Source organism: Caulobacter sp. GW821-FHT10A10 (assembly GCF_059415745.1).
Genome location: NZ_JBWKNV010000002.1, coordinates 189,462 through 214,792, shown reverse-complemented (window position 1 = coordinate 214,792; position 25,331 = coordinate 189,462). Strand labels below are relative to the sequence as shown.

Annotated in this window: 30 protein-coding genes and 1 pseudogene; 14 read left to right on the top strand and 17 right to left on the bottom strand. The window is 69.6% G+C overall.

The window, feature by feature from the left end; all coding sequences use genetic code 11:
* Positions 1 to 8: 8 nt before the first annotated feature.
* Positions 9 to 737, bottom strand: a complete 729-nt coding sequence (locus AC07NS_RS05890) for a DUF695 domain-containing protein (protein ID WP_494602141.1) — start codon at positions 735 to 737, stop codon at positions 9 to 11.
* A 183-nt stretch (positions 738 to 920) separates the two neighbouring features.
* On the opposite strand from AC07NS_RS05890, the gene ubiB reads away from it, so the two are divergent.
* Positions 921 to 2,432 (top strand): 2-polyprenylphenol 6-hydroxylase, encoded by a 1,512-nt coding sequence (gene ubiB / locus AC07NS_RS05885; RefSeq protein WP_494602140.1) that lies wholly within the window; start codon positions 921 to 923, stop codon positions 2,430 to 2,432.
* Between the two features lie 172 nt (positions 2,433 to 2,604).
* Here ubiB and AC07NS_RS05880 read toward each other — a convergent pair whose 3' ends face one another.
* Positions 2,605 to 3,030, bottom strand: a complete 426-nt coding sequence (locus tag AC07NS_RS05880) for an HIT domain-containing protein (RefSeq protein ID WP_494602138.1) — start codon at positions 3,028 to 3,030, stop codon at positions 2,605 to 2,607.
* Positions 3,023 to 4,072 (bottom strand): MaoC family dehydratase, encoded by a 1,050-nt coding sequence (locus AC07NS_RS05875; RefSeq protein WP_494602136.1) that lies wholly within the window; start codon positions 4,070 to 4,072, stop codon positions 3,023 to 3,025. The genes AC07NS_RS05880 and AC07NS_RS05875 overlap by 8 nt, the downstream gene beginning before the upstream one ends.
* 132 nt (positions 4,073 to 4,204) lie before the next feature.
* Between AC07NS_RS05875 and mdh the strand changes: the two genes are divergently transcribed.
* Positions 4,205 to 5,167 carry a malate dehydrogenase gene (gene mdh / locus AC07NS_RS05870; protein ID WP_058347105.1) on the top strand — a complete coding sequence of 321 codons (963 nt, stop codon included), beginning with the start codon at positions 4,205 to 4,207 and terminating at the stop codon, positions 5,165 to 5,167.
* Positions 5,168 to 5,226: 59 nt separating this feature from the next.
* Positions 5,227 to 5,395, top strand: a pseudogene (locus AC07NS_RS05865) (hypothetical protein); the annotation flags it as partial.
* 20 nt (positions 5,396 to 5,415) lie between these two features.
* Here AC07NS_RS05865 and AC07NS_RS05860 read toward each other — a convergent pair.
* Positions 5,416 to 5,844 carry a CBS domain-containing protein gene (locus AC07NS_RS05860; RefSeq protein ID WP_487291615.1) on the bottom strand — a complete coding sequence of 143 codons (429 nt, stop codon included), beginning with the start codon at positions 5,842 to 5,844 and terminating at the stop codon, positions 5,416 to 5,418.
* 91 nt (positions 5,845 to 5,935) lie between these two features.
* Entirely contained in the window at positions 5,936 to 6,796 is an 861-nt protein-coding gene (locus AC07NS_RS05855; protein ID WP_494602134.1) for an NAD(P)H-binding protein, read from the bottom strand.
* Positions 6,797 to 6,958: 162 nt separating this feature from the next.
* On the opposite strand from AC07NS_RS05855, the gene AC07NS_RS05850 reads away from it, so the two are divergent.
* Positions 6,959 to 7,363 carry a winged helix-turn-helix transcriptional regulator gene (locus AC07NS_RS05850; protein WP_494602132.1) on the top strand — a complete coding sequence of 135 codons (405 nt, stop codon included), beginning with the start codon at positions 6,959 to 6,961 and terminating at the stop codon, positions 7,361 to 7,363.
* A 1,096-nt stretch (positions 7,364 to 8,459) separates the two neighbouring features.
* Positions 8,460 to 8,966, top strand: a complete 507-nt coding sequence (locus AC07NS_RS05845; protein ID WP_494592078.1) for a DUF1993 domain-containing protein — start codon at positions 8,460 to 8,462, stop codon at positions 8,964 to 8,966.
* A gap of 237 nt (positions 8,967 to 9,203) precedes the next feature.
* Here the strand turns inward: AC07NS_RS05845 and AC07NS_RS05840 are convergent, their stop codons facing one another.
* Entirely contained in the window at positions 9,204 to 10,079 is an 876-nt protein-coding gene (locus AC07NS_RS05840) for a methylated-DNA--[protein]-cysteine S-methyltransferase (RefSeq protein ID WP_494602131.1), read from the bottom strand.
* Between the two features lie 56 nt (positions 10,080 to 10,135).
* Positions 10,136 to 10,612, bottom strand: coding sequence for a DUF2244 domain-containing protein (locus AC07NS_RS05835; RefSeq protein WP_494602129.1), 477 nt, complete (start codon positions 10,610 to 10,612; stop codon positions 10,136 to 10,138).
* A gap of 52 nt (positions 10,613 to 10,664) precedes the next feature.
* Between AC07NS_RS05835 and nth the strand changes: the two genes are divergently transcribed.
* Complete coding sequence (nth, locus tag AC07NS_RS05830) at positions 10,665 to 11,363, top strand: endonuclease III (RefSeq protein WP_494602827.1); 699 nt, start codon at positions 10,665 to 10,667, stop codon at positions 11,361 to 11,363.
* A 60-nt stretch (positions 11,364 to 11,423) separates the two neighbouring features.
* Here the strand turns inward: nth and AC07NS_RS05825 are convergent, their stop codons facing one another.
* Positions 11,424 to 12,569: an MFS transporter gene (locus AC07NS_RS05825; RefSeq protein ID WP_494602127.1), complete on the bottom strand. Its 1,146-nt coding sequence runs from the start codon at positions 12,567 to 12,569 to the stop codon at positions 11,424 to 11,426.
* 121 nt (positions 12,570 to 12,690) lie between these two features.
* Here AC07NS_RS05825 and AC07NS_RS05820 point away from each other — a divergent pair, with 121 nt between their 5' ends.
* Positions 12,691 to 13,194, top strand: coding sequence for a MarR family winged helix-turn-helix transcriptional regulator (locus AC07NS_RS05820; protein WP_494602126.1), 504 nt, complete (start codon positions 12,691 to 12,693; stop codon positions 13,192 to 13,194).
* Between the two features lie 180 nt (positions 13,195 to 13,374).
* Here the strand turns inward: AC07NS_RS05820 and AC07NS_RS05815 are convergent, their stop codons facing one another.
* The 5 genes from AC07NS_RS05815 to AC07NS_RS05795 all read right to left on the bottom strand — a co-directional run bounded on the left by AC07NS_RS05815 (position 13,375) and on the right by AC07NS_RS05795 (position 16,939).
* Positions 13,375 to 13,716 carry a DUF2218 domain-containing protein gene (locus AC07NS_RS05815; protein WP_494602124.1) on the bottom strand — a complete coding sequence of 114 codons (342 nt, stop codon included), beginning with the start codon at positions 13,714 to 13,716 and terminating at the stop codon, positions 13,375 to 13,377.
* Positions 13,717 to 13,741: 25 nt separating this feature from the next.
* A complete protein-coding gene (locus AC07NS_RS05810) occupies positions 13,742 to 14,335 on the bottom strand; it encodes a PadR family transcriptional regulator (protein ID WP_494602123.1) in 594 nt (197 codons plus the stop codon).
* A 119-nt stretch (positions 14,336 to 14,454) separates the two neighbouring features.
* Positions 14,455 to 14,925: a hypothetical protein gene (locus AC07NS_RS05805; RefSeq protein ID WP_494602122.1), complete on the bottom strand. Its 471-nt coding sequence runs from the start codon at positions 14,923 to 14,925 to the stop codon at positions 14,455 to 14,457.
* A gap of 93 nt (positions 14,926 to 15,018) precedes the next feature.
* Positions 15,019 to 15,915 carry a hydrogen peroxide-inducible genes activator gene (locus tag AC07NS_RS05800; protein ID WP_494602121.1) on the bottom strand — a complete coding sequence of 299 codons (897 nt, stop codon included), beginning with the start codon at positions 15,913 to 15,915 and terminating at the stop codon, positions 15,019 to 15,021.
* Positions 15,916 to 16,057: 142 nt separating this feature from the next.
* Positions 16,058 to 16,939 (bottom strand): ATP-grasp domain-containing protein, encoded by an 882-nt coding sequence (locus AC07NS_RS05795; RefSeq protein WP_494602119.1) that lies wholly within the window; start codon positions 16,937 to 16,939, stop codon positions 16,058 to 16,060.
* Positions 16,940 to 17,050: 111 nt separating this feature from the next.
* Here AC07NS_RS05795 and AC07NS_RS05790 point away from each other — a divergent pair, with 111 nt between their 5' ends.
* Genes AC07NS_RS05790 through AC07NS_RS05765 form a run of 6 tightly spaced genes read left to right on the top strand, consistent with a single transcriptional unit; the run spans position 17,051 to position 21,139 of the window.
* On the top strand, positions 17,051 to 18,040 hold the full coding sequence (locus AC07NS_RS05790; RefSeq protein ID WP_494602117.1) for an adenosine kinase: 990 nt from the start codon (positions 17,051 to 17,053) through the stop codon (positions 18,038 to 18,040).
* A gap of 37 nt (positions 18,041 to 18,077) precedes the next feature.
* Positions 18,078 to 18,668 carry an imidazoleglycerol-phosphate dehydratase HisB gene (hisB, locus tag AC07NS_RS05785; RefSeq protein ID WP_101713144.1) on the top strand — a complete coding sequence of 197 codons (591 nt, stop codon included), beginning with the start codon at positions 18,078 to 18,080 and terminating at the stop codon, positions 18,666 to 18,668.
* Between the two features lie 5 nt (positions 18,669 to 18,673).
* The gene (gene hisH / locus AC07NS_RS05780) at positions 18,674 to 19,315 is read left to right on the top strand and encodes an imidazole glycerol phosphate synthase subunit HisH (protein WP_494602116.1); all 642 of its coding nucleotides are present in this window, start codon (positions 18,674 to 18,676) and stop codon (positions 19,313 to 19,315) included.
* Positions 19,303 to 20,037 (top strand): 1-(5-phosphoribosyl)-5-[(5-phosphoribosylamino)methylideneamino]imidazole-4-carboxamide isomerase, encoded by a 735-nt coding sequence (gene hisA / locus AC07NS_RS05775; RefSeq protein ID WP_199228335.1) that lies wholly within the window; start codon positions 19,303 to 19,305, stop codon positions 20,035 to 20,037. Before hisH ends, hisA begins: the two co-directional genes overlap by 13 nt.
* Complete coding sequence (gene hisF, locus AC07NS_RS05770) at positions 20,037 to 20,819, top strand: imidazole glycerol phosphate synthase subunit HisF (protein ID WP_494602115.1); 783 nt, start codon at positions 20,037 to 20,039, stop codon at positions 20,817 to 20,819. The genes hisA and hisF overlap by 1 nt, the downstream gene beginning before the upstream one ends.
* On the top strand, positions 20,816 to 21,139 hold the full coding sequence (locus tag AC07NS_RS05765; protein WP_494602113.1) for a phosphoribosyl-ATP diphosphatase: 324 nt from the start codon (positions 20,816 to 20,818) through the stop codon (positions 21,137 to 21,139). Before hisF ends, AC07NS_RS05765 begins: the two co-directional genes overlap by 4 nt.
* A gap of 200 nt (positions 21,140 to 21,339) precedes the next feature.
* On the opposite strand, the gene AC07NS_RS05760 is transcribed toward AC07NS_RS05765, so the two are convergent.
* The 3 genes from AC07NS_RS05760 to timA are packed head-to-tail and all read right to left on the bottom strand — an operon-like array spanning position 21,340 to position 23,687.
* A complete protein-coding gene (locus AC07NS_RS05760; protein WP_494602112.1) occupies positions 21,340 to 21,915 on the bottom strand; it encodes a Smr/MutS family protein in 576 nt (191 codons plus the stop codon).
* An 18-nt stretch (positions 21,916 to 21,933) separates the two neighbouring features.
* Positions 21,934 to 23,085 carry a murein transglycosylase A gene (mltA, locus tag AC07NS_RS05755; protein WP_494602110.1) on the bottom strand — a complete coding sequence of 384 codons (1,152 nt, stop codon included), beginning with the start codon at positions 23,083 to 23,085 and terminating at the stop codon, positions 21,934 to 21,936.
* The gene (gene timA / locus AC07NS_RS05750) at positions 23,085 to 23,687 is read right to left on the bottom strand and encodes a TIM44-related membrane protein TimA (RefSeq protein WP_494602109.1); all 603 of its coding nucleotides are present in this window, start codon (positions 23,685 to 23,687) and stop codon (positions 23,085 to 23,087) included. Before timA ends, mltA begins: the two co-directional genes overlap by 1 nt.
* Before the next feature lie 162 nt (positions 23,688 to 23,849).
* On the opposite strand from timA, the gene secB reads away from it, so the two are divergent.
* Complete coding sequence (secB, locus tag AC07NS_RS05745; protein ID WP_110118405.1) at positions 23,850 to 24,344, top strand: protein-export chaperone SecB; 495 nt, start codon at positions 23,850 to 23,852, stop codon at positions 24,342 to 24,344.
* 254 nt (positions 24,345 to 24,598) lie between these two features.
* Here the strand turns inward: secB and AC07NS_RS05740 are convergent, their stop codons facing one another.
* Entirely contained in the window at positions 24,599 to 25,285 is a 687-nt protein-coding gene (locus tag AC07NS_RS05740; protein WP_198575488.1) for a response regulator transcription factor, read from the bottom strand.
* Positions 25,286 to 25,331 lie beyond the last annotated feature (46 nt).

The window sequence follows — 25,331 nt, the reverse complement described above, 5'->3', positions numbered from 1 at the left end:
TCAGGCGCCTAACCGGCCTGAACCTCGCACCCCCAGCCGTCATAGCGGCCGCCGGCCGCCTTGGCGGCGTCGACGAGGTCCAGACAGACCTCGTCCATCTCGCTAGGCCGGCCCGACCGGCTGAAGCTGACGCCGACCTCGTCCTGCGCCTCGGGCGGCAGGATCGTAAAGCCCTTGCCGGCAATCGCCGCGATGAAGGCCTCGGCCCCGGCCAGGTCAGGGAAAAGCGCGAAGTGGTCGATCTCGCGCGGGATCGCGTCCTCATCGCCTTGGTCGGCCAGCGCCTCCCGCAGGCGCCGATTGCTGATCGTCCGCCACGAGCGCTCGGACGGATAGAGGAAGTCAAAATAGCTGCTCCAGTCGGGATCGTCCCGCTGGCCGATGCTGGCCCGATAACCGTCGAAGCCGGCCATGACGTCGGTCATCGCGGCTTGGAAGGCCTGGTCGTCCTGGCCGTAGAAGAAGAAGTCCCGCATCCCGTCCGACGTACTGCGGCCGACATGGAGCCAGCCGACGGCCTCGGCGGCGGCGACAGCGGCGTCCTCCATGGCGATCAGGGCGTCGTATTCCTCCTGGCTCGAGAGGCCATCCGAGCGCGGCGCGCGCATGAAGAGGCGCAGATATGCGGCCCGCGGGCGATCCCGCAGCGGAGCCTCCTGCGCGATCCCCAGGTCGACAAAGATCGAGCCCAGATTGCCGTCGATCTGCAGCTGATAGAAATCCCAATCGTCCGACATGCCACCCCCCGTATGCACGCCGGGCGAAAGGGCCAGAACGACGAGCGATTGTCGAGCCGTCGGCATCGCTCGACGCGCTCTAAGGCACACCGCCCTTGACCCGCGGGCGCGGAGCAGGCTTTCAGGCCTGAGCATGACCTTTTCGCCCGCCGTCCGCCTGTTCGCCCCGAAGGCCTTCGCCGCATGAACCGCGCCGCCGCCTTCTTGCGCCTGATCGGCGCCGGCTGGCGCCTGGTGCGCGCCGACGCCCTGGTTCCGCGCGAGGTCGAGCCGCTGCTGCCGCCGGCCGCGCGGCTGGCCGGCCGGTTCCTGCGCCTGTTCGCCGGCGGCAAGAGCCGCCAGGGCCGTCCGGGCGAGCGCCTGGCCCGCGTGCTGGAAGGCCAGGGCCCGGTCGCCATCAAGATGGGCCAGTTCCTGTCGACCCGGGCCGACATCTTCGGCGCGACCTTCGCCGAGGACCTGTCGCACCTGAAGGACCGGCTGCCGCCGTTCCCGACGCCGATCGCCCGCGCCGAGATCGAGCGCAACCTCGGTCGCTCCATCGACAGCCTCTACGCCACCTTCGGCGAGGCGGTCGGCGCCGCCTCTCTAGCCCAGGCCCACGAGGCGACCCTGCACGACGGCGCCAAGGTCGCCGTGAAGGTGCTGCGTCCCGGTATCGAGCGCCGCGTGGCGCAGGACAGCGAGACCTTGCGCCTAGCCGCCGACCTGTCGCACCGCCTGGTTCCCGCCGCCCGCCGCCTGCGCCCGCGCGAGTTCGTCGAGGTGGTGATCCGGGCGCTCGACCTGGAGATGGACCTGCGCTTCGAGGCGGCCGGCGCGGCCGAACTCGGCGAGGCCATGGCCCAGGACGTCCACATGCGCGCCCCGGCCGTCGTCTGGGACGGCGTCGGCAAGCGGGTGCTGACCCTGGCCTGGGCGCAAGGCGTGCCGCTGTCGGATCCCAAGGCGCTGGAGCAGGAAGGCCTGGACCGCAAGGCCCTGGCCGAGAACGTCACCCGCGGCTTCCTGGCCCAGGCTTTGGACCACGGCCTGTTCCACGCCGACCTGCACGAGGGCAATCTCTTCGTCAGCGCCCCGGCCGCCATCACCGCCGTCGACTACGGCATCGTCGGACGCCTGGGTCCGGCCGAGCGCAAGTATCTGGCCGAGATCCTCTACGGCTTCCTGCGCCGCGACTACACGCGGGTGGCCAAGGTGCATTTCGACGCCGGCTACGTGCCCGCCCACCAGGACATGGACGCCTTCGCCCAGGCCCTGCGCGCCGTTGGCGAGCCGGTGTTCGGCCGCGAGGCCCGCGACGTGTCGATGGGCCGGCTGCTGGCCCAGCTGTTCGAGATCACCGCCCTGTTCGAGATGGCCCTGCGGCCCGAACTGGTGCTGCTGCAGAAGACCATGGTCACGGTCGAGGGCGTGGCCCGCCGCATCGACCCGGCCCACGACCTGTGGGCCGCCGCCAATCCCGTCGTCAGCCGCTGGATCGCCCGCGAGCTGTCGCCCGTAGCCCGCATGAAGGAACTGGCCGACGAGGCCGTCCGCGCCCTGCGCGCCATGGCCCGCTACGCCGAACAACCGCCGGCCGCGCCGACGGTGATCGTCGAGAAGCGCCCGGCCTGGCCGTGGTTCCTGGCCGGCGCCGCCGCCACGGCCCTGGCCTTCGCGGCGGGCCTGGGCGTGGCGAGCCTGCTGAGATAGTCACAAGCCCACGCCCATCCTCCCGTCATTCTCGCCCTTGTGGCGAGAACCCCTGGTTCCGCTTCCACGTGAGGCGCAAGCGGATCGCCAGCGATCCGCCCCATCCGCCCTTGCGGCTGACAGAGGGGTTCCCGCCACAAGGGCGGGAATGACGGACGTTTATAGGTTTGGGCTAGATCCCCAAAGCTCCGCGCGCCGCCGCGATCGCCGTCGCCCGCACGTCTTCCGGATAAGCGACCCCCGCGCTGTGCCCCCACACCGGCCCCGGCCAGGCCGGATCGCTGTCGCGGCGGCCCAGCACGTGGACGTGCAGCTGCGGGGTGACATTGCCCAGAGCGCCGACGTTCAGCTTGTCGACCGCAAGACCCAGCACCGCCGCCACGGCCCGCACGGCCGCGCCGAGGGCGACGATCTCCTCGGTCAGGGCGACGCGGCCCTCCGGCGACAGGTCCTCGATCTCCACGAGGCCGTCGGCGCGGGGGATCAGCACCAGCCACGGATAGCGGGCGTCGTCGTGCAGCCGCACGTGGCAGAGCGGCAGCTCGCCGACCGCGTGGGAGCTGGCCGGAAAGGCCGGATGCAGGGAAAAGTCAGCCACGTTTCGGAACCGCCGCCCAATAGTCGAAGTCGAGGATCACGGCCGGGTCATAGACCCCCTCGGCGTCCTTGTCGGGGAAATCCGTACAGGGCTTGTCCTTGGTCGCCACCAGCCGCAGCCGCAGAGCGCCGACGTTTCCGAGATCCGCCTTGTCGAGCACCTCGCTCCAGGCGAACACCGTCGCGCCGGCGAAGAACGGCGCCACGTGCCGGCCGCCGTTGATCCCCAGGATCAACCCGGCGTTCTGCAGGCCGTTGAACGACAGGGCCTTGGCGGTCGAGATCACCACCCCGCCATAGACCAGGCGCCGGCCCGACGGGTCCTTGCTCCGCTCGAACTGGTTGAAGTGCACCTTGGCCGTGTTCTGCCACAGCCGCGTGGCCATCTGGGCTTCGGCCTCCTCCACCGCCATGCCGTCGACATGGTCGATCTTCTCGCCGACCGCGTAGTCCTCGAAGGCGTGCGGGGCGCCGGCCAGGGTGAAGCTGTAGCGCGAGAAATCGAGCCCCTCCGGCACGATCAGCTGGTCGGCCGCCACCGCCTCGGCCAGCCGCGGAACATGCTGGTCGCCGACCGGGGCCTCGGGGTCGCGCTTGCGCACCATCACCCAGCGCACATAGCTCAGCACCGGCACGCCGAACTCGTCCAGGCCGGTCGTGCGCACATAGACCACGCCGGTCTTGCGGTTGGAGTTCTCCTTCAGCCCGATCACCTCGGACCGGGCGCTGAGGGTCATGCCGTCCCAGATGGCCTGGTGGAACCGCCCCTCGGCGTAGCCCAGATTGGCCACGGCGTTCAGGCTGATGTCGGGCACCGTCTTGCCGAACACCACATGGAAGGCGATCAGCGGGTCGATCGCGCCGCCGGCTCGAAAGCCGCAGTCCTTGGCGAACGCCTCCGACGAGAACAGCGCGAACCGGGTTCCGTACAAGGCCGTATAGAGAGCGACGTCGCCCGCCGTCACCGTGCGCGGCGTCGCGTGGACCAGCACCTGGCCAAGCCTGAAGTCCTCGAAAAACCGTCCCGGATCGGTCTTGCTCACGGCGCCTCTCCTTGTCGTTGTTGTGATCGTTTTGCCGCAGCGCAGCGAAACGGGAAAGGGGGCTTGAGACTGAGCCGCTAGGGGCGTAGACCGCGCCCCGACATTTCCTGTCCACAGCCTGATGGAGACCCCATGGCTCGCGCGAAGATCGCCCTTATCGGCGCCGGCATGATCGGCGGCACCCTGGCCCACATCGCCGCTCGCGAAGAGCTGGGCGACGTGATCCTGTTCGACATCGCCGAAGGCACCCCGCAGGGCAAGGCGCTCGACATCGCCGAAGCCTCGGCCGTGTTCGGCAAGGACGTGGCCCTGAAGGGCGCCAACGACTACGCCGACATCGCCGGCGCCGACGTCTGCATCGTGACCGCCGGCGTGCCGCGCAAGCCGGGCATGAGCCGCGACGACCTGCTGGGCATCAACCTGAAGGTCATGAAGGCCGTCGGCGAAGGCATCAAGGCCCACGCCCCGAACGCCTTCGTCATCTGCATCACCAACCCGCTCGACGCGATGGTCTGGGCCCTGCAGCAGTTCTCGGGCCTGCCGAAGGAAAAGGTCATCGGCATGGCCGGCGTCCTGGACTCGGCGCGCTTCGCCTACTTCCTGGCCGAAAAGACCGGCGTGTCGGTCGAAGACATCCACGCCTGGACCCTGGGCGGCCACGGCGACGACATGGTCCCGATGGTCCGTCACTCGACCGTGGGCGGCCTGCCGCTGCCGGACGCCGTGAAGGCCGGCTTCCTGACCCAGGAAGAACTGGACGCCATCGTCGAGCGCACCCGCAAGGGCGGCGGCGAGATCGTCGCCCTGCTGAAGACCGGCTCGGCCTTCTACGCTCCGGCTGAAAGCGCCATCGCCATGGCCACCAGCTACCTGAAGGACAAGAAGCGCGTCCTGCCGTGCGCCACCTTCCTGAACGGCGAATACGGCCTGTCGGACCTCTATGTCGGCGTGCCGGTCGTCATCGGCGCCGGCGGCGCTGAAAAGATCATCGAGTTCGAAACCAACGACGCCGAAAAGGCGATGTTCGCCAAGTCGGTCGAGTCGGTGAAGGGCCTGATGGAAGCCTGCAAGACCATCGACCCGACCCTGGTCTAAGACCGGTTCGACCGTCGAAAACGACGAAGGGCGGCCCCGAAAGGAGCCGCCCTTTTTCTTTGGTTGGTGAACCTCAGACTGCCCAATACATCCCGTCATTCCCGCCCTTGTGGCGGGAACCCCTCTGTCCGCCGCAGGTGCGGAAGGGGCGGACTGCTCAGCAGTCCGCTGGCGTCTCACTCGTAAGCTGAGCGAGGGTTTCCCGCCACAAGGGCGGGAATGACGGGTGTGTTGTTGAGACGTGAGCTCTAATGCGCCGCCTCGGCGTCCTGCGAGATCTCCTCCAGCGTCTTGCCGACCTGCTTGGCGCCGTAGTCCTTGGCCACGTCGCCCAGGGAGAGAATACCGGTCAGGCGGCCGGTGTCGTTCAGCACCACCAGGCGGCGGACCTGGTTGTTGGCCATCTTGGCGGTGGCGTCGGCCAAGATGTCGTCTTCCTTGACCGACAGCACCTCGCCGTCGCTCATCACTTCCGACACGGGACTGTCGAAGCTGCGGCCCTCGGCGACCACGCGCAGCACGATGTCGCGGTCGGTGACCAGGCCCAGCACCTTGCCGTCCTCGACCACCGGCACCACGCCGCTGTCGACCTTGGCCATCACCTCGGCGACCTTGCGGATGCTGTCGCCGGGACGGGCGACCGAGACCTGGCTGGTCATGGCGTCGCTGACTTTCATCGGGTGTTCCTCCTTCAGGGGGAATGCAAATTGGACCCGCTAGAAACCCCGCGACGCCACAGACCGTTCCGCTTGTTCGCGCGGCGACGCTTTAGCCCAGGGCCGCCTTGTTAGCCGCCAGGAAGGTCGCGACCGAGGTGGGGGCCTTGCCGGTCAGGCGCTCGACGGCGTCGGTGACGATGGCGTGCTGGCCCTGCGCGGCCTGGGCGTCGAAGTCGGCCAGGATGTCGATATACACCGGCGGCAGACCGGCCTGGGCGAGGCCCGCGCGCAGGGCGTCCAGCGGGATGTCCTGGTGGGCGACCGGCTTGCCCGAGACCTGCGCCAGCAGGGCGGCCAATTGGTCCTGGGTCAGGGCCTGCGGACCGGAGACGTCGAGGATCTGGCGGCCTTCCGCGCCCAGCAGGGCGGCGGCGTCGATCGCGGCGCAGTCCTCGCGAGTGACATAGGCCCGGCCCTGGCCCGCCGTGGCCGTGTGGAGCGTTCCGGAGGCGACGGCATGGCCCGCGCCCAGCAGGATCGTCTCGGCATAGAGGTTGTGGCGCAGGATCGTCCAGGTCAGGGACGGGGCGGCGATGATCGCCTGCTCGCTCCAGAAGTGGTCGTCGATGACGCCGCCGCCCGGCTGCGGACGGGCGCCCGGCGCGGACGTATAGGCCAGATGCTTCACCCCCACCTTCACGGCCGCAGCCACGGCGGCGCGGTGCTGGGCTATGCGGCGGCCGGGCTTGTCGAGGCTGTCGGTGCTGACCAGCAGCAGGCGATCCACGCCCGCGAAGGCCGCCTCCAGCGAGGCCGGATCGTCGAAGTCGGCGGCGCGCACGTCGACGCCCTTGGCCGCCAGGTCGGCGAGCTTGCTCGGGTCACGGGTCGTGGCGATCACGTGCGGCGCGCCGGCCTCCAGCAGCAGCTCGACCACGCGACGGCCCAGCTGGCCTCCGGCGCCGGTCACCAGAAGGCGGTCGTTTAGAAAGGGTCGCGCAAGAAAGGGGGTGGCGGTCATCGAAGGCGTCCTTTGCTGGTCTCTTTTCGAGACCAGGTGTAGATGTGAGAGCAAGGCCCCGCCGTAAAGACGGCAGTTTTCCGGGAGATAGGCACCTTGAAGGAACCACCCATGCTCTCGCCCGAAGCGCTGTGCGACGCCCTGGACGGCTGGAAGGGCCAGGGCTTCACGGCCTCCGACTGCCCGGTGCGCGACGTCATCGACCACCTGGGCGACAAGTGGAGCACGCTGCTGCTCTCCTTGCTGTCCACCGGCCCCAAGCGGTTCGGCGCCCTGCGCCGCGCCGTGCCCGACATCTCCCAGCGCATGCTGACCCAGACCCTGCGCGACCTGCAGCGCGACGGCCTGATCGAACGCGAAGTCTTCCCGACAAAACCGCCCAGCGTCGAATACAGCCTCTCGCCGCTGGGCGTTTCGCTGCAAGGCCCCCTCAACGCCCTGATCGCCTGGGCCATGGACCACCACAACGCCATCCGCGCGGCCCGCGCGCGGTATGACGAGGCCGAGGCGGCTTGAAGAGATCCTCCCCCTCTGGGGGAGGTGGCCCGAAGGGCCGGAGGGGGGCCGTTTTCAGCCGCCGCAGGGCTGGCCTTTCTCCCCCGTAAAATCCCCGCGAAAGCTGCGCAACTCGTCCCTCTCCCCCTGCGGGAGAGGGTGGCCCTGCGGAGCAGGGTCGGGTGAGGGGTCTCTCAAAAATCAAAGCCGTGTGCAGCGGTCAGGCCGGGCAGGGCGTCTCCCATCTGAGAGACCCCTCATCCGTCGGCCTTCGGCCGCCACCTTCTCCCGCAAGGGGAGAAGGATCGGGAGATACGCACACCAACCGCACGGTGAACTCGAAAAAGAGTTCAACAAACTCAAAGCCCTACAACTTTATAACCCCAACTTATCCCCGCCCTTTCCAGGCCCCCCATAATCATCCCCATCCCAGCCATGGGGAGGGCTCTTGGTACCGGCCCGAGTTAGCGGCTGTGGATCGCATCGAGCGGGGCCGCTTGGGGCGTCATGGGAAGGGCGGGTTTGCAGGAACGCTCAGAAGGCGTGATTGGGCCGCCAAGCCATTCCGTGACGAAACAGGCGGGTCGACAGGGTCGGGATCGTTTCAAACCGGCCTAACAGGATCAGCCGAGGCCGCCGCCGGATCACCGCGGGGCTATTGATCCTGCCCGTCCGGGGGAAAGGCTGGGCCTTGGGTTGAAACAACACCCGCGCCTCTGGCCCCTCCGAGCCAATGATGCGGCGGAGCGGTCAGACGAAGCCGAAACGCTAAAACACATCACGGTCCCCGGGCTCCGCCCGGCCGCTCCGCGCCTCCCCAGCAGCTGCCGCCGAAAAGCGGGAGATCGCAAACTCGCGCCCAAAGACCCTCCCCCTGAAGGGGGAGGTGGCCCGGAGGGCCGGAGGGGGAAGTCCCTGCTGACCACAACACAACCGCCAACGCCGAAGTCACATCCCCCTCAGTCGCTCCGCGACAGCTCCCCCTTCAGGGGGAGCATCTTGGCGAAGGGCCTTCGGCCGCCACCTTCTCCCGCAAGGGGAGAAGGGCGCCGTCAAGGGACTGCCCCTTCGCACCAAACCGCCCTACATCCGACGCCAAAGCCTCACCGGAGCCTCCATGACCATCACCGCCCACCGCGTCAGCGTTCCCGTCTTCGTCCAGGGGCTGAAGGGCCTCGCCGGCGTGCTGGCCAAGGCCGCCGCCCATGTCGAAGCCCACAAGCTGGACCCCGAGGCCCTGCTGAAGGCCCGGCTCTATCCCGACATGTTCCCGCTGATCCGCCAGGTGCAGATCGCCACCGACTTCGCCAAGGGCGCCAGCGCGCGCCTCGCCGGGCTCGAGGTTCCGGCCTGGGACGACGCCGAGACCAGCTTCGCCGACCTGTCGGCCCGCGTTGAACGCGCCATCGCCTATGTCGAAGGCCTCGACCCGGCCGCCTTCGACGGCGCCGAGGACCGCACCGTGGCCCTGACCCGTCGCGGCGAGACCACCGAGCACAACGCCCTCGACTATCTCACCGCCCAGGCCCTGCCGAACTTCTACTTCCACCTGGCCACCGCCTACGGGATCCTGCGCAAGAACGGCGTGGTCGTGGGCAAGCGCGACTTCCTCGGCACGGCCTGAGGCCTTGGCGGCGGCCCTTTCTTTAAGGCCGCCGCCGAAACGCCCACACCAGTCCGGCCAGGGCCGTCACCACGCCGGCCACCGCCGACAACACCACCGCCAACTCCTTCAGTACCTCCGGTTCCATAGCTCCACCCGTTACACAGCCCGCATCGCGGTTACGGGCCAGAGTGGCTCAAGCCGACGTCGAGTCCGGACGTATGTTTCTGGTTTGTTCCAAAGCATGAGAGCTGGGCGTCACGCCACCTCCTGCACCGACACGGCCTCCATCCCCAGTATCGCGGCCTTTCGGGCCAGGCCCCAGTGGTAGCCGGTGAGGCGGCCGTCCTTGGCGATGGCGCGGTGGCAGGGGATCAGCAGCGAGATCGGATTGGCGCCGATGGCCCCGCCAGTGGCCTGGAACGCCTTGGGCTTGCCGGCCCAGGCGGCGACCTGGCCATAGGTGGCGGTCTCGCCGGCCGGGATGCGCAGCAGGGCCTTCCAGACCTGCACCTGGTAGGGCGAGCCGATCAGCACCACGGGCAGGGGGCCTTCGCCGGCCCCGAACGCCCGCAGGGCCGTCTCCTGCGCCGCCCCGTCGTCGCGCACCCAGTCGGCGCCGGGCCAGCGACGGTGCATGTCGGCGAAGGCGAAGTCGTCGTCGCCGTCCGAGAAGGCCAGGCCCGCCAGGCCGCGCTCGGCCAGCACGAACAGGCCCCGGCCGAACGGGGTGGGCGACCAGCCCCAGCGCAGGGTCATGCCCGCCCCGCGCCGGCGCACGTCGCCCGGGGTCGCCGCCTCCTGGGCGATGAACAGGTCATGCAGCCGCGAGGGACCGGAAAGGCCGGCGTCATAGGCCGCGTCCAGCACGCTGGCCCCGGCCTCCAGCGACCGGCGGGCCTCGGCGTGGGCGATGGCGGCCACGAAGGTCTTGGGGCTGACCCCGGCCCAGCGGGTGAAGATGCGCTGGAAGTGGAACGGCGACAGGCCCACCGCGCCGGCGGCCTCGTCCAGCGACGGCCGGTCCATCCAGCGCTGCGCCAGCCAGTCGAGAGCGACGGCCATGCGATGATAGTCGGCCGAGCGCTCGGCCAGGCGCGCGAGGGTTTCGGAAGGCGAGACGTCGAGAGGCATCGGTCCACTCTAGCCCCGGCAGGGCAGGGCGTCCGCCCGGTTCTTGCGGCTGGAACTCACGACCACCGCTCGGCCCGCGCGCTCTTGATCGCCCGCTCCAGGGCATGCGCGAAGGCCACCCGCTCGTCGGGGCTGAGCGCCCGGGCCAGGGTCAGACGTCGGCGCGACATGAAGAGACGCACGCGGCTTTCGTGCTCGCCGGGCTGGTCGAGATCGACGCGGGTGAAGGCGGTCGGCGAGCTCCAGACCACTCTGGCCCCCTTGGCGTCCTCGCGGCTGACGGTGATCGCCTCGGCCGTGACCCGCACCCGCTCCGACCGCGACAGGGCCCGGTTGCTGGCGCGCAAGGCCAGCCAAAGGGCCAGCACGTCCAGTCCCAGGAACGGCAGCACCGGCGGCGCGCCGAGCACCAGCAGGAACACCGCCACCATCAGGTTGAAGGCGATGACCACGCCCAGCACCACGGCCATGCCGGTCTTGCCGAGCGACCGGTTGGGGCGGATGACGGCGTCCATGTAGAGGGCTGCGGCCATGACCAGGATTTACGCCGCTTGCGCCGTCTTGGCGAGCCGGGCGCATCACGGCATGGTCACGCCGATGGCCGTCACCAAGACCCTTGTGAAGAAACGCCCCGCCGCCAAGCGGATCTCGCCCGCCGAGCGCGAACGCGTGCGCATCCTGTTCGAGCGCTTCGAGAGCCTGGAACTGCGACCCAAGACCGAGCTGAACTACTCCAACCCCTACGAGCTGGTCACCGCCGTCGCCCTGTCGGCCCAGGCCACCGACGTGCAGGTCAACAAGGCCACCGGCCCGCTGTTCCAGGTCGCAGGCAGCGCCGAAAAGATGCTGGAGCTGGGGGAAGAGGGGCTGATCAAGTACATCGCCTCGATCGGCCTCTTCCGCACCAAGGCCAAGAACGTCATCGCCTCGGCCCATATCCTGATGGACCGCTATGGCGGCCAGGTGCCGCTGAACCGCGAGGCGCTGGAAAGCCTGCCGGGCGTGGGCCGCAAGACCGCCAGCGTGGTGCTCAACGAGCTGGACGTCGAGCCGGCTATCGCCGTCGACACCCACGTCTTCCGCGTCTCGCATCGCCTGAAACTGTCGGCCGGCAAGACCCCCGACGCGGTCGAGGACGACCTGATGCGGGTCGTGCCCGGGCCCTACCAGACCCGCGCCCACCACTGGCTGATCCTGCACGGCCGCTATGTCTGCATCGCCCGCAAGCCCAAGTGCGAGATCTGCAAGATCGCCGACCTGTGTCCGTCGATCGGGCTGTTCTAGAGCATTTTCGGGCGAAGTGGTTTCCGGTTCACGTGAAGAAAATGCGTCAAAACAAGAGCTTCAGGCGACCCGCGCGCCCGGCTTGAACCGCGCGGTCATCACCATCATCGCCACGACGCCGACCGCCATCAGCAGCCAGGCGCCCGACAGGTCCGACGAGGCGTCGCGCACCCAGCCGGCCAGGAACGGCATGACGCTGGCCATGACGTAGCCGCCGCCCTGGACGAAGGCCATCAGGTCGCCGGCCTGGTCGGGGTCGGCCGCGTGGTCGAGGGTGACGATCAGCGACAGCGGGAAGATCGCGCCGATGCCCGCGCCCAGCAGGCAGACGGCGGGCAGCACGAGCCAAGGGGCCAGCAGCAGGCAGGCGATGCCGCTGAGCAGCGCGGTCAGGGCGGCGATCAGGAGGGGACGGCGATCCGGACGGCGGGCGATGGCCGCCGAAACGGTCAGGCCGGCCATCACTTCGCACACCGTCAGGGCCGACAGCGCGTAGCCGGCCTGGTCGGCGGTCAGGCCCCGGCTGGCGTAGAACGGCGGGAACCAGGCCAGCACCAGGGTGTAGGCCCCGGTGCCGACGCCGAAGAAGGTCAGCAGCAGCCAGGCGCGCGGGCTCTTCCACAAGGCGTTGCGGCGAACGACGCGCGGACCGCCGGCCGGAACGGCGACCGAGCGCTTGGTCGCGCCCGTCCACAACAGCAGGGCCAGCACGGCCGGCAGGGCCCACAGGCCGAACATCGCCTGCCAGCCGGCCAGGCGGGTCAGGCCCGAGGCGCCCGCGGCCGCCACGGCGGCGCCGGCCATGATGCCGGTGGTGTAGAGGCCCGTGAGGCGGGCGGCGTCATCACCGGCGAAACGCTTGATGAAGCCGGGCGTCAGCGCCTGGACGGCGGCGACGCCGATACCGACGATCGCGGCGCTGACGAACAGGCCGGAAAGACTGGGCCACAGGGCGCGCAGGCCGCAGGCGAGGGCGATGGCCGCAAGGCCCGCGGCCACGCCCATGCGCTCGCCCAGCATCCGCCGCAGCGGCGCGGCCAGCAGGGCGCCCAGGCCCATCAGGAAGATCGGCAGGGTGGTCAGCAGGCCGGCCGCGGCCGAGGAGGCGCCGGTGGCCGCCTTCACCGTGTCGAGCACCGGACCCAGCGCAGCCAGGGCGGGACGCAGGTTCAGGGCCGCCACGACGATCGCTGCGATGGTGAGCACGGCGCCGCTTTTAGCGGCACGGGCGGCAAGAAGCGCGTGTTCGCGCGTCTTGGCGTCTTCTTCGTAAGCGAGGACCACGATATATCTCGAAAGCAAGTATCTTGATGGCGAGATATATCCGATGACGACGAAAGCCAAGCGTCACGACCGCGCAGGCGCGGCTTCGGCCCAATGGCGGCGCGAGCGGCCGGACCTGGATCCGTTCCCGATGGAGCTGGTCGGCCGCCTCTGCGAGGCCGCAGAGATCGTGCTCAAGGATAAGCTGGCGCCGTTGTTCGCCGCCCATGGCCTGCAGCGCGGCGAGTTCGACGTGCTGGCGACCCTGCGCCGGGCGGGCGGCGACTTCGCCCTGACCCCGACCGACCTTTACGAGACGGCCATGGTCTCGTCGGGCGGCATGACCGCCCGCATCGACCGGCTGGAGAAGATGGCCCTCGTCGAGCGCCGCCCGCACCCGAGCGACCGGCGGGGCACGCTGGTCGCGCTGACGGACGAGGGGCTGGCGCTACTGGACAGGATCCTGCCGCTGCATATCGACAACGAGAGGGCGCTGCTATCGACGCTCGATGGCGAGGAGCAGCAGACGCTGAATGGCCTGTTGGCCAAGCTGCTGACGGGGCTCTAGCCCCTAAGATTCCCCAACTTCGTCATCCCGGACGGCCGTAGGCCGATCCGGGACCGAGGGGACTGGGCGCAGCGCTTGCTTCAACGCCGCGGCGGCTGCCGGCGCGATGCGGCGGCCCCTGGGTCCCGGCTCTTTGCGCTACGCGCTTCGGCCGGGATGACGGACTTGAGGGAGAGCAACCTAGAGCCCCAACCCCAGCCCGCCCCGCGCTTTCGGCGGGTTGATGTGGCCGGCCTCGCGGGCGCGGGTCCAGTGCAGCTTCTCGACGTTTTCGCGGAAGGCGAAGCGGAGGATGTGATCGGCGACCACCTGCTCCAGCTTCTCCAGGGCCTCGAAGTCGTCGGCCTCGACGGTCATGTCGAGACCTTCGGCGTCGGCGGTCATGCGGCAGGGCCCCAGCGGCAGCGGGAAGGCCGCCGTGCTCTCGGTCAGCTCGACCTCGAACTTGTGGCCCCAGTGCTTGGCCAGCTGGGTCATGTAGCGGGCGGCCTTGTCGGTGACGAGGCGGGCGTGGCTCTGCATGGCTCTGCTCCTTGGCTCCCCGACGTCAGACAGCTTCGATCGCCGCGGCCGCGTCGTCCAGGGCCTTGGCCACGGCCGCGATCTGCTCGGCCGACAGGGCGCCGGCGTGCAGCTTCAGCCGCAGGGCGGTCTTGAGGTTCTCGCGGGCCCGCAGGATCTGCGGCGCGAAGGCGGCGCTGCGCGAGGCGGCTTCGGCCATGCGGGCGAAGAGGCCGTTCACCGGCTGGGCGTTGGCTTCCAGGAAAGCCTGGCCTTCGTCGGTGATGGTGTAGAGCTTCTTGCCGCCGCCGGCGTCGGTCGCGGCGACGTAGCCGAGCTCTTCCAGCAGGGTCAGGGTCGGGTAGATCACGCCGGGGCTGGGGCTGTAGGCGCCGCCGGCCGCGGTCTCGACCGCCTTGATCAGTTCGTAGCCGTGGCTGGGCTTCTCGGCGATCAGCTTCAGGACCACGAGGCGCAGGTCGCCGTGGTCAAAGAACCGGCCGCCGCCGCGCGGACCGCCGCGGCCGAAGCCCCGACCGCCCATGCCGCCGCCGTGCTCGCGGCCGTCGAAGCCGAAGGGATGGCGGCTGTGATGACCGCCGTGACGACCGTGATGGGGATGATGATGACGTCCAAACATATGCTGCCTTTCGATGCAGTTTCGTTATATCGAAATGATAGATATATCGAAATCGCAGGCGGTCAAGAGCTATTTAGATATATCTGATACTATCGATTTGCGACCGCCGCAGGAAAGGCCTAGTGGCAGACCTCCTCGCCGAAGGCGTCGCTAAGCTGCTCCTCGGCCTCGCCCATCTTGATGACGGCCAGGCGGCCGCCGACGATGGTCTTGCCGATGGCGTAGTCGCCGACCACCTTGCCGGTGCGCACGTCGACCAGCCGGGCCTTGCCGCGCAGCACGTTGGCGCCGGCGACCAGGGCGGTCAGGGCCGGGTTGGCCTTGTCGAAGCGGTCGAGTTTCGCTTCCAGCCGCAACGGCCGGTCGCCCTTGGCGCAGCCGTCGAGCTTGGCCTGGACGTGCTGCTTGAACAGGGCGTCGAAGCCGTCGGTGACCTTGAGATCACCCCGCGTGAGGCGCACCTCGGAGACGCGGGCCTGGGCGCGCCAGTCGGCCGGCAGGGTCTCGACCGCCGTGCTGCGCGAAAGGCTGACGCAGCCCGAGGCCGCCATCGCAACGCCCAGCAGGGCCAAGGTCATCGCCGTCTTCATCGTGCGCTCCAGTTCCGGTCCCGGCTGCAACGCGCCGAGCGGGGGAAAGGTCGCAGACTCGAAGAACGATGGTCTTGGATGAAGGCGCGACGATCACGCCGCCCGCAGGGTCTCGGCCAGCAGGCGGCCCTCGGCGGCGCGGCTGGAGCCGGCCCGCCAGGCCACGACGATCTCGCGGCTGGACTGGGCCGTGTTCAACGGCCGCACGGTCACCGGGGCGTTCTCGGCCAGGCCCGCCTGCACCGCCATGGCCGGCAGGAACGAGACGCCCAGGCCCGAGCCGATCATCTGCACCAGGGTGGGCAGCGAGGTCGCCGCGAAGCTTTCCTCGTCGCCGACGTTCCGGGGCGGCTCCAGGCCGCAGGCGGACAGGGCGTGATCGCGCAGGCAATGGCCGTCTTCCAGCAGGATCAGCTCCTGGCCGTCGAGGCTGGAAGGGTCGACCCGGTCCTGCAGGGCCATAGGGTGATTGGCGGGCGCGGCGGCCAGCAGTTCGTCGTCTTCGACATGGGCGCAGTCGAGGCCGGTCATGTCGTAGGGCAGGGCGATCAGGGCAGCGTCCAGCGAGCCGGCCTTCAGCGCCGCGATCAGCCGCTGGGTCAGATCCTCGCGCAGAAAGAGGCGCAGCTTGGGGAACTGGTCGCGCAGCATCGGCAAGGCGCGCGGCAGCAGGTAGGGCGCCACGGTCGGGATCACGCCCAGCCGGAAACGCCCGGCCAGCGGCTGGCCGGCGCCGCGGGCGGCCTGCACCAGGTCTTCGGTCTGGGCGAGGATGGCGGTGGCCCGGCGCACGGCCTCCTGGCCGGCGGCGGTCAGGATCACGCCCGAGCGGGCGCGGTCGACCACCGGCGCGCCGAGGATCTTCTCCAGCTCCTGGATCCCGGCCGACAAGGTGGGCTGGGTGACGTAGCAGGCGTCGGCGGCGCGGCTGAACGAACCGTGCTCCGACAGGAGCTTCAGATATTGCAGCTGGCGCAGGGTCGGGAGCATGGCTTCCGATATAGGCCGCCTCTATCGAAACGCCAAAAGCAATCGAGCCGATTTCAAGCTCGTCGCCCACGGCTGATCGTGCGCGTGACGTGCACGGCCCATCCAGCGCCTAGCGAACGCCCCTGCCCTTCCCTCCCCTGCCCTAGAGCGCCGCCTTCACCGCTTTCGCAAAGGCCGCCCCATGGTCGTGGGCGTGCTCGAGGAAGAGATCCGGCTCGATGATCTCCAGCTCCATCAACTGCGGGGTGTGATCGAGGCCGCGGATCAGGTCGACGCGGGCGTAGGTCAGGGGCGCTCCGACGGCGTCCAGCACCATGCGGGCGGCATGTAGGGCCTCGGGCTCGGGCGCGATCTCGCTGACCTTGCCGCCGTACTGCGGCTGCACTCGGAAGTCGCCGGGCACGGCCACCTTGGTCACCGCGTGGCTGAAGACGCCGTCGAAGAAGAACAGCGACAACTCCCCCTCCTCGCCCACCGCCGGCAGGAACGGCTGGATCAGGGCCGGGCCGGTGGGGGCGCCGGAGAGGTCGAACTCGCGGGCGAGCTTCACCGTCTGGTGCGAACCGCCCGAGACCTGCGGCTTGGCCACCACCACCTCGACCTGGAAACGGTCGCGGGCCTCCACGACGGCTTCGGGCGTCACCTTGTCGAGCGTGATCGTCGGCACCACCGGGGCGCCCTTGGCGGCCAGCTCCGGCAGATAGGTCTTGGCCGTGTTCCAACGCAGCAGCGACGGCGGATTGGCGGTGCGCACGCCGGCCGCCTCCAGGGCGTCGAGGCGCGCGTACCATTCGGGCTCGCGATGATGATAGCCCCAGCTGAGCAGCGGCAGGACGATCCCCTGCCCGTCCGCCTCGACCGGATCGGTCCAGGACCGCGACGCGACGGTCAGGCCCAGGGTCCGCAGCGGCGTCGCCAGGCGTTCGAACAGCGGCGGCCAGCTCTGGGCGAAGCGCGGTTCGTCGGCGGCGGGAACCAGGATCAGGACGTCGGGAGCCGAGGCGTCGGTTTGGGCGGTGCTCATGCCCCAGGGTTAGAAAGCCGCACCGTATCGGGCAAGCCCCGCGTTGCCTTGCCGGCCCCGTTCCTTTACTTGCCAACGGTTCTCTTTTCGTAGTCCCCATCGGAAGCCCCTATGACCGCCCTCTACGACGTCGCCGCCATCGGCAACGCCATCGTCGACGTCATCGCCCAGTGCGACGACGCCTTCCTGGACGCGCAAGGGCTGGTGAAGGGCTCGATGGCGCTGATCGACACGGCCCGCGCGGCCAGCCTGTACGACGCCATGGCCGCCGGCATCGAGGCTTCGGGCGGCAGCGCCGGCAACACCGTGGCGGGCGTGGCCAGCTTCGGCGGCAAGGCCGCCTTCATCGGCAAGGTCGCTGACGACCAGCTGGGTCGCGTCTTCACCCACGACATGCGCGCCATCGGCGGAACCTTCACCACCCCGCCGCTGGCCGAAGGCCCGGCCACCGCCCAGTGCCTGATCAACGTCACCCCCGACGCCCAGCGCACCATGTCGACCTATCTGGGCGCCTGCGTCGAGCTGACCGCCGCCGACGTCGACCCGGCCATCATCGAGGCCGCCCAGTACGCCTATCTCGAAGGCTATCTGTTCGACCCGCTGGAAGCCCGCCGCGCCTTCGCCAAGGCCGCCGCGCTGAGCCACGGCTCGGGCCGGAAGATCGCCATCACCCTGAGCGACAGCTTCGTCGTCGACCGTCACCGCGAGGCCCTGCTGGGCTTCGTCGAGACCCAGTGCGACATCGTCTTCGCCAACGCCTCCGAAGTGTGCGCCCTGTTCCAGACCGACGACTTCGACGCGGCCGTGAAGGAACTGGCCAAGCGGGTCGAGATCGCCGCCGTCACCCGAAGCGAAAAGGGTTCGGTGGTCGCCCAGGGCGACAGCGTCCAAGAAATCTCGGCCTTCCCCGTGGAAAAAGTCGTGGACACGACGGGCGCGGGCGACCAATACGCCGCAGGTTTCCTCTACGGCCTCTCCCAGGGCCGCTCGCTGGCCGACTGCGGCAAGCTGGGCTCCCTGGCCGCCGCCGAGGTCATCGCTCATTACGGTCCGCGTCCGCAGGTCAAGCTGCGCGACCTGGCCGCCCAGAACGGACTCTAACCCCCCCAAGGTCTTCACCGACCTTCAAGGACGAAGCATGGCCCGCACCGCTGAAGTGGTCCGCGAGACGAAAGAGACCCAGATCCGGGTCTGGATCGATCTCGACGGGACCGGCGCCTCGACGATCTCCACCGGCATCGGTTTCTACGACCATATGCTGGAGAGCTTCGCGCGCCATGGCGGCTTCGACCTGAAGATCGAGACCAAGGGCGACCTGCACATCGACATGCACCACACGGTGGAAGACACCGGGATCGTGCTGGGTCAGGCGATCAACAAGGCGCTGGACGGCTTCAAGGGCATCCGGCGCTTCGGCCACGCCTACATCCCGATGGACGAGACCCTGACGCGTTGCGCCATCGACCTGTCGAACCGCGCCTATCTGATCTGGAAGGTCGAGTTCAAGCGGCCCAAGGTCGGCGAGATGGACACCGAGCTCTTCAAGGAGTTCCACCACGCGTTCGCTATGAACTGCGGGGCGTGCATCCATCTGGAGACGCTGTACGGCGACAACACCCACCACGTGGCGGAGAGCGGCTTCAAGGCGCTTGCCCGGGCCCTGCGTCAGGCGGTGGAGTTCGATCCGAAGACCGGCGGCCAGGCGCCGTCGACCAAGGGCGTGCTGTAGGTTCCATGCAAACTCTCGCCCTGATCGACTATGGGTCGGGCAACCTGCGATCTGCGGAGAAGGCCTTGAACGAGGCCGCCCGCCGACGCGGCGTCGCCGCCTCCATCATAGTCACCGCAGATCCCGACCTCGTGGCCAAGGCCGACCGGGTGTTCCTGCCCGGCGTCGGGGCCTTCGCCTCGTGCCGCGCGGGCCTGGACGCCTCTGGCGTGTTCGAGGCCATGAACGAAGCCGTGCACCAGCGCGGCGCGCCGTTCATGGGCATCTGCGTCGGCCACCAGCTGCTGGCCACCGAAGGTCTCGAGTTCGGCGTCACGCCGGGCCTCGACTGGATCGGCGGCCAGGTAAAGAAGCTTCAGCCGTCCGATCCCGCGCTGACCATCCCACACATGGGCTGGAACGCGATCGCCTTCTCGCGCGCTCACGCCCTGTTCGCGGGCATCGAGGACGGCGCCCACATGTACTACGCCAATTCCTTCGCGCTCGACGCGGCCGATCCGGCCGACGTCGTGGCGACCAGCGACCACGGCGGCGCGTTCGTCGCGGCGGTGGCCAAGGGGAATGTCGCGGGCGTACAATTCCACCCCGAAAAATCACAAGCCGCCGGGCTCGCCCTGCTCGCCAACTTCCTGGAATGGCGCCCATGATCCTCTATCCCGCCATCGACCTGAAGGACGGCCAGTGCGTGCGCCTGCTGCACGGCGACATGGACAAGGCCACGGTCTTCAACAACAGCCCGGCCGACCAGGCCCAGCGCTTCGTCAAGGACGGCTTCTCGTGGCTGCACGTCGTTGATCTGAACGGCGCCATCGAGGGCAAGTCGGTGAACACAGCCGCCGTGCAATCGATCCTGGAGTCGATCTCGATCCCGGTGCAGCTGGGCGGCGGCATCCGCACCCTGGAAGGCATCGAGGCCTGGATCGAGGCCGGCGTGTCGCGCGTCATCCTCGGCACCGTGGCTGTCCATGATCCGGACCTGGTCCGCAAGGCCGCCCGCCTGTGGCCCGAGCAGATCGCCGTGGCCGTCGACGTGCGTGACGGCAAGGTCGCCATCGACGGCTGGACCGGCCTGTCGGACATCGACGCCATCACCCTGGGCAAGCGCTTCGAGGACGTGGGCGTGGCCGCCCTGATCGTCACCGACATCAGCCGCGACGGCGCCCTGACCGGCGTCAATGTCGAGGGCGTGGGCGAACTGGCCGACGCCGTCTCGATCCCCGTCATCGCCTCGGGCGGCGTCGCCTCGGTGGCCGACATCGAACGGCTGAAGGCCCGCAAGGGCGTCGAGGTCGCCGGCGCCATCCTGGGCCGCTCGCTCTACGCGGGCACGATCAAGCCCTCCGAAGCCCTGGTCGCGGCGGCGCTCTGATGCTGAAGACCCGGATCATTCCTTGTCTCGACGTCAAGGACGGCCGGGTCGTCAAGGGCGTCAACTTCGTCGACCTGCGCGACGCGGGCGACCCCGTCGAGCAGGCCGCGGCCTATGACGCGGCCGGCGCCGACGAGCTGATGTTCCTCGACATCACCGCCTCCAGCGAGGGCCGCGGCCTGATCTTGGACGTGATCTCGCGCACCGCCGAGGTCTGCTTCATGCCCGTCTCGGTGGGCGGAGGCGTGCGCCAGGTGGCCGACATGCGCCGCCTGCTACTGGCCGGCGCCGACAAGGTCTCGACCAACACCGCCGCCGTCGAGAATCCCGACCTGATCGCCGCCGGGGCCGACGCCTTCGGAGCCCAGTGCGTGGTGGTGGCCATCGACGCCAAGGCCCGGCCGGACGGCTCGGGCTGGAACGTCTGGACCTATGGCGGCCGCAAGGACACCGGCCTCGACGTCGTCGACTGGGCCGCCAAGGTGGTCGAGCGCGGCGCGGGCGAGATCCTGCTGACCTCGATGGACCGCGACGGCGCCAAGATCGGCTACGACATCCCGCTGCTGAAGGCCGTGACGGGCGCGGTGAACGTGCCGGTGATCGCCTCCGGCGGGGCCGGCAAGACCGAACACCTGGTCGAAGCCGCCCGCGACGGCCACGCCGCCGCCGTTCTGGCCGCCTCGATCTTCCACTTCGGCGAAATCTCGATCGGTGAGGCCAAGGCCGCCATGGCCGCGGCCGGGGTGCCGGTGCGCCTGGATCCTTCGAGGAACGTCGCATGAGCCGGCTGTTCGAAGTCCTGGAGCGCCTGGCCGCCACCGTCGAGAGCCGCAAGGGCGGCGACCCGAGCGCGTCCTACACCGCCAAGCTGCTGAACGATCCGGCCCTGGCCGCCAAGAAGCTGGGCGAGGAAGCCGTCGAGACGGTGATCGCCGCCGTGGCGCAAGGTCCCGAGGCCCTGGCCTCGGAGAGCGCCGACCTGCTTTACCACTGGCTGGCCCTGATGGCCGCGGCCGGGGTGTCGCTGGACGCCGTGGCCGAGAAGCTGGAAGCCCGCGAGGGGACCTCCGGGCATGCGGAGAAGGCGTCGCGGCCGAAGTAGGCCTTCTTCCCCTCTTTTTTCCGTCATCCCGGCCGGAGCGCGCAGCGCGGAGAGCCGGGACCCAGGAGCCGCCGCAATGCGCCGGCCAACGCCCCCAACGGCGAACCCGATCGCCGCGTCCAGTCCCCCTGGGTCCCGGATAAGCGCTGCGCGCTTTCCAGGATGACGAAGTTGGGGATGCAGGCGGAAGCTAAAGCCTCCTACCCCTTCCGCTTCAGCGCCACGTAGAGCGCGCCCTCGCCACCGTGGCGCTGGTCGGCCGGCGACACCCCGGCGATCATCTCGCGCAGGGCCGGGTCGGCCAGCCATTCGGGCGTGCGCTGGCGCAGGACGCCCTGCCCCACCTTGCCCTTGCCGGTGATCACCAGCACCGCCCGGTGGCCGTCGTCGAAGGCCCGGCGGATGAAGCGTTCCAGGGTCGCGCGGGCCTGGTCCTGGTCGAGGCCGTGCATGTCGAGCCGAGCGCCGATCGGGTCGTGGGCCTTGGCGATGCGGCGATGGCGGTTGGGCTCGATGCGTTCGGGCGGTGGCTTGGGCGCCTTGGGCTTGGCCTTGAGCGCCGGAATGTCGGCCGGATCGATGCGCAGCGGCGCGATCGAGGCCAGGCGGGTCGGCGGGGCCACCTCGGCGGCGTGACCCATCAGTTCGGCCTTGGCCGGACGCACCTTGACCTTGGCGCGCATCTTCAGCGGCGTCTCGCCGGCCTTGGCGCGCACCGTGGAGGCCACCAGCCGCCAGAGGCGCTGGCCGTCGTCGTCGGGCGGCCGCTTGCTCATCGGATCAGGCCCCGGGGATCAGGATTGCGGCTGGGGGACCAGGCGCCACAGGCGCAGGTCGTGGCGCACGCGGCCGGCCTCGGTTCCGGCCGCCTGGCCGGTGCCCATGTAGAGATCGGCCCGCACCGCGCCCTTGATCGCGCCGCCGGTATCCAGCGCCACCACGGCCCGGCGATAGGTCGGGAAGGCCCCGGCCAGCTTGGGCGCGCTGGCGTCGATCCAGTAGAGGCCGCCCAGGGCGTTCTGACTGGGATCGACGGCGATGGCCCGGCCGGCCGGCAGCGGCACATTGGCCGCGCCCGTGGCCTGACGACCGTCGTCGGGCGAGGTCTGGAAGAACACGTAGCGCGGGTTCAGCCGCATGATCTCGTCGGCCCTGGGGCCGCGATTGGCCGCCAGCCAGCCGCGGATCGCCTCGCCCGAGGTGTCGCCGTCGGCCAGCAGGCCGCGGTCGCGCATGGCCGTGGCGATCCCGGTGAAGGGCTTGCCGTTGTGGGCGGCGAAGGCCGCGCGCACGCGGCGGCCGTCGGGCAGGGTCAGGACGCCCGAGCCCTGGATCTGCAGGAAGAACAGGTCCTCGGGCCGCAGCCAGGCCAGCGGCCGGTCCAGCGGCGAGGCCTCGATGGCGGCGCGGTCGTCGTAGGGGGTGAAGGTCCCGCCGGCGACGCGACCGGCCACCGTCTTGCCCTTCAGGGTCGGGTCGAAGGCGCCGAGGTCGAGCATGACCAGGTCGGCCGGACGCCCGCGCATCGGGGCGCTGAACTCGGCCGAACGCGACATCCGCGCCTCGTATTCCGGCGCGAAATAGGCGGTCAGCAGGCCCTGGCCGGCGACCGGCTCGGGGCGGAAATTGGCTTCCAGGAACAGGCGCGCCGCCGCGTCGTCGACCGGCCCGGCCTGCTTGGCCTTGCGGCACACCTGCGCCGTGGCAGGATCCTTGGCGACGCCGCAGGTCTCGCGGAACGCCTGCAGGGCGGCGGCGTGGTCTTCCTCGTTCCAGCCCTGCAACGCCGAGAAGCCGGCCCCTGAAGAGGCCGGCGGAGTCGGTTGCGGCCGGGGCGTCGAGGGCGGAACCGGCGCCGTCGGGGTGATCGGCAGGGGCGGCGCGGCCGTCGTACAGGCGGCCAGAACCAGGGCGGCCGCCGCGGCGGTCAGGACGGAACGCAACATCAGGCCTCGGCGACCGCGACGCGCACCAGGGTCCAGTTGGGATCGCGGCTCTTGAGGTCGCGCTCGAAGGTCCACAGGTCGGCCGTGCGGCGGTCGTCCACCGCCTCGCCGGCCGCGCTGGTCGAGCGGGTGCGCACCTCGCCGAGGATCCGCACCACGGCGCGACCGACGTCGCCCTCGACCGAGGCGCTGTCGAGATCGACGCGCGGCAGGGTCAGCAGCTCGACGCTCTCGGTGCGACCGTCGGCCTCGCGGGCGGCGATGGCGCCCTCGAAATTGGCCATGACGTCAGGGGCCAGCAGCGGCTTCAGGGTCTCGCGGTCACCGGCGGCGAAGGCCTTGAGGATCATCTCGTAAGCCTGGCGGGCCCCCACCAGGAAGCGGCCGACGTCGAAGTCGGGCTGGCGCGCGCGCAGGGCGGCGACGCCGGTGGCGGCCACCGGGGCCACGGTCTCCGGGTTCTCGGCCGGACGGCCGGCGGCCGGGGCGGCCACGGCGGCGGGCGTGTCCTCGGGCTGACGGCCCACCCGCCGGCCAAGCACGGCGTAGAGCTGGTAGAGGACGACGGCGGCGAGCACCGCGAAGACGATCAGTTCAGTCACGACAAATTCCGCATCGGGCCGTCGATGGCGACGACAGCCTTCCTATATAGGCGAAGCGACCGCCCGCGTCAGGCGCCTGACGTTGCACGGCGTTCTCGCACATGTTAGCAGCGCCGCTCACGCCTAAGGCCGGGCGACCCGCGCCGAACACGGAAAACGTTCATGACCGACACCATCGGCGCTCCGCCCGCCGCCCAGGACGACAACGAAGCGGCCGCCGCCGGCATCCGCATCGTCGCCCAGTTCGTTCGCGACCTCTCGTTCGAAAACCCGCTGGCCCCGGACTCGCTCCGCGCCGCCGCCGACCAGCCCGCCATCGACATGGGCGTCGAAATGAACGCCCGCGGCCGCAATGACGGCCTGTTCGAAGTGGACCTGAAGCTGTCGGCCCGCGCCACGCGCGGCGAGACCGCCGTGTTCCACGTCGAAGTCGTCTACGGCGGCCTGTTCCACATCACCGGCGTGCCGGAAGAAGCCCTCGAGCAGGTCCTGCTCATCGAGTGCCCGCGCTTCCTGTTCCCGTTCGCCCGTCGCCTGATCGCCGACGTCACCAGCGAAGGCGGCTTCCCGCCCTTCCTGATCGACCCGATCGACTTCGGCGGCGTCTACGCCGCGCGCAAGGCCCAGGCCGAAGGCGCGCCGGTCGGCAACGCCTGATCCAGGCGCGATCGCTGAATTGAAGAAGGCCCGGAGCAAAAGCCCCGGGCCTTTCTTTTTGGTCGACGCTTCCAAGGCTCGTCATCCCGGCCGAAGCGCAGCGTAGAGCCGGGACCCAGGGGCCGTCGCAACGCATTTGCCAACGCCTGGGCGCTTGATCTGACCACATCGCACCCAGTCACCTGGGTCCCGGATAAGCCCTGCGGGCTTTCCGGGATGACGAAGTTTGGGGGTATTTGGAAAGTCAGAGCCTTCTACGGCTGCAGCCGGTAGCCGCCCGCCTCGGTGATCAGGATCCGCGCCACGGCCGGATCGGGCTCGATCTTCTGCCGCAGGCGATAGACGTGGGTCTCCAGCGTATGGGTGGTGACGCCGGCGTTGTAGCCCCAGACCTCGGTCAGCAGCTCCTCGCGCGACACCGGCTTGGAGCCGGCGCGGTAGAGGTACTTGAGGATGTTGGTTTCCTTCTCAGTCAGCCGCACCTTCTTCTGCTTGTCGTCGACAAGCAGCTTGGCCGAGGGCCGGAACTCGTAGGGACCGATGCGGAAGAGCGCGTCCTCCGAGGCCTCATAGCTGCGCAACTGAGCGCGGATGCGGGCCAGCAGCACCCCGAAGCGGAAGGGCTTGGTGACATAGTCGTTGGCGCCCGATTCCAGGCCCAGGATGGTGTCGCTGTCGCTGGCGGCGGCGGTGAGCATGATCACTGGCGCGGTGACGCCGTTCTTGCGCATCAGGCGGCAGGCCTCGCGGCCGTCCATGTCGGGTAGGTCGACGTCGAGCAGGATCAGGTCCGGCTTGATCTCGCGGGCTTGCCGCACGCCTTCGCCGGCGGTGGCGCATTCGGCCACGGCGAATTCCTCGTGCAGGGCGAGCTGTTCGGCCAAGGCGCCGCGCAGGTCGTCGTCGTCGTCGATGAGAAGCAGGGTCTTGCGTTGCGCCATGAGCCGGAACATGACCGCTGCGAGGCCCGGCGCCAAGGGGCGCGGC

Coding starts and splice junctions, on each gene's coding strand:
- AC07NS_RS05890 (WP_494602141.1), bottom strand. CDS start 737: ATGTCGGACGATTGGGATTTCTATCAGCTGCAGATCGACGGCAATCTG.
- ubiB (WP_494602140.1), top strand. CDS start 921: ATGAACCGCGCCGCCGCCTTCTTGCGCCTGATCGGCGCCGGCTGGCGC.
- mdh (WP_058347105.1), top strand. CDS start 4,205: ATGGCTCGCGCGAAGATCGCCCTTATCGGCGCCGGCATGATCGGCGGC.
- AC07NS_RS05860 (WP_487291615.1), bottom strand. CDS start 5,844: ATGAAAGTCAGCGACGCCATGACCAGCCAGGTCTCGGTCGCCCGTCCC.
- AC07NS_RS05850 (WP_494602132.1), top strand. CDS start 6,959: ATGCTCTCGCCCGAAGCGCTGTGCGACGCCCTGGACGGCTGGAAGGGC.
- AC07NS_RS05845 (WP_494592078.1), top strand. CDS start 8,460: ATGACCATCACCGCCCACCGCGTCAGCGTTCCCGTCTTCGTCCAGGGG.
- AC07NS_RS05840 (WP_494602131.1), bottom strand. CDS start 10,079: ATGCCTCTCGACGTCTCGCCTTCCGAAACCCTCGCGCGCCTGGCCGAG.
- AC07NS_RS05835 (WP_494602129.1), bottom strand. CDS start 10,612: ATGGCCGCAGCCCTCTACATGGACGCCGTCATCCGCCCCAACCGGTCG.
- nth (WP_494602827.1), top strand. CDS start 10,665: ATGGTCACGCCGATGGCCGTCACCAAGACCCTTGTGAAGAAACGCCCC.
- AC07NS_RS05820 (WP_494602126.1), top strand. CDS start 12,691: ATGACGACGAAAGCCAAGCGTCACGACCGCGCAGGCGCGGCTTCGGCC.
- AC07NS_RS05815 (WP_494602124.1), bottom strand. CDS start 13,716: ATGCAGAGCCACGCCCGCCTCGTCACCGACAAGGCCGCCCGCTACATG.
- AC07NS_RS05810 (WP_494602123.1), bottom strand. CDS start 14,335: ATGTTTGGACGTCATCATCATCCCCATCACGGTCGTCACGGCGGTCAT.
- AC07NS_RS05805 (WP_494602122.1), bottom strand. CDS start 14,925: ATGAAGACGGCGATGACCTTGGCCCTGCTGGGCGTTGCGATGGCGGCC.
- AC07NS_RS05800 (WP_494602121.1), bottom strand. CDS start 15,915: ATGCTCCCGACCCTGCGCCAGCTGCAATATCTGAAGCTCCTGTCGGAG.
- AC07NS_RS05795 (WP_494602119.1), bottom strand. CDS start 16,939: ATGAGCACCGCCCAAACCGACGCCTCGGCTCCCGACGTCCTGATCCTG.
- AC07NS_RS05790 (WP_494602117.1), top strand. CDS start 17,051: ATGACCGCCCTCTACGACGTCGCCGCCATCGGCAACGCCATCGTCGAC.
- hisB (WP_101713144.1), top strand. CDS start 18,078: ATGGCCCGCACCGCTGAAGTGGTCCGCGAGACGAAAGAGACCCAGATC.
- hisH (WP_494602116.1), top strand. CDS start 18,674: ATGCAAACTCTCGCCCTGATCGACTATGGGTCGGGCAACCTGCGATCT.
- hisA (WP_199228335.1), top strand. CDS start 19,303: ATGGCGCCCATGATCCTCTATCCCGCCATCGACCTGAAGGACGGCCAG.
- hisF (WP_494602115.1), top strand. CDS start 20,037: ATGCTGAAGACCCGGATCATTCCTTGTCTCGACGTCAAGGACGGCCGG.
- AC07NS_RS05765 (WP_494602113.1), top strand. CDS start 20,816: ATGAGCCGGCTGTTCGAAGTCCTGGAGCGCCTGGCCGCCACCGTCGAG.
- AC07NS_RS05760 (WP_494602112.1), bottom strand. CDS start 21,915: ATGAGCAAGCGGCCGCCCGACGACGACGGCCAGCGCCTCTGGCGGCTG.
- mltA (WP_494602110.1), bottom strand. CDS start 23,085: ATGTTGCGTTCCGTCCTGACCGCCGCGGCGGCCGCCCTGGTTCTGGCC.
- secB (WP_110118405.1), top strand. CDS start 23,850: ATGACCGACACCATCGGCGCTCCGCCCGCCGCCCAGGACGACAACGAA.
- AC07NS_RS05740 (WP_198575488.1), bottom strand. CDS start 25,285: ATGGCGCAACGCAAGACCCTGCTTCTCATCGACGACGACGACGACCTG.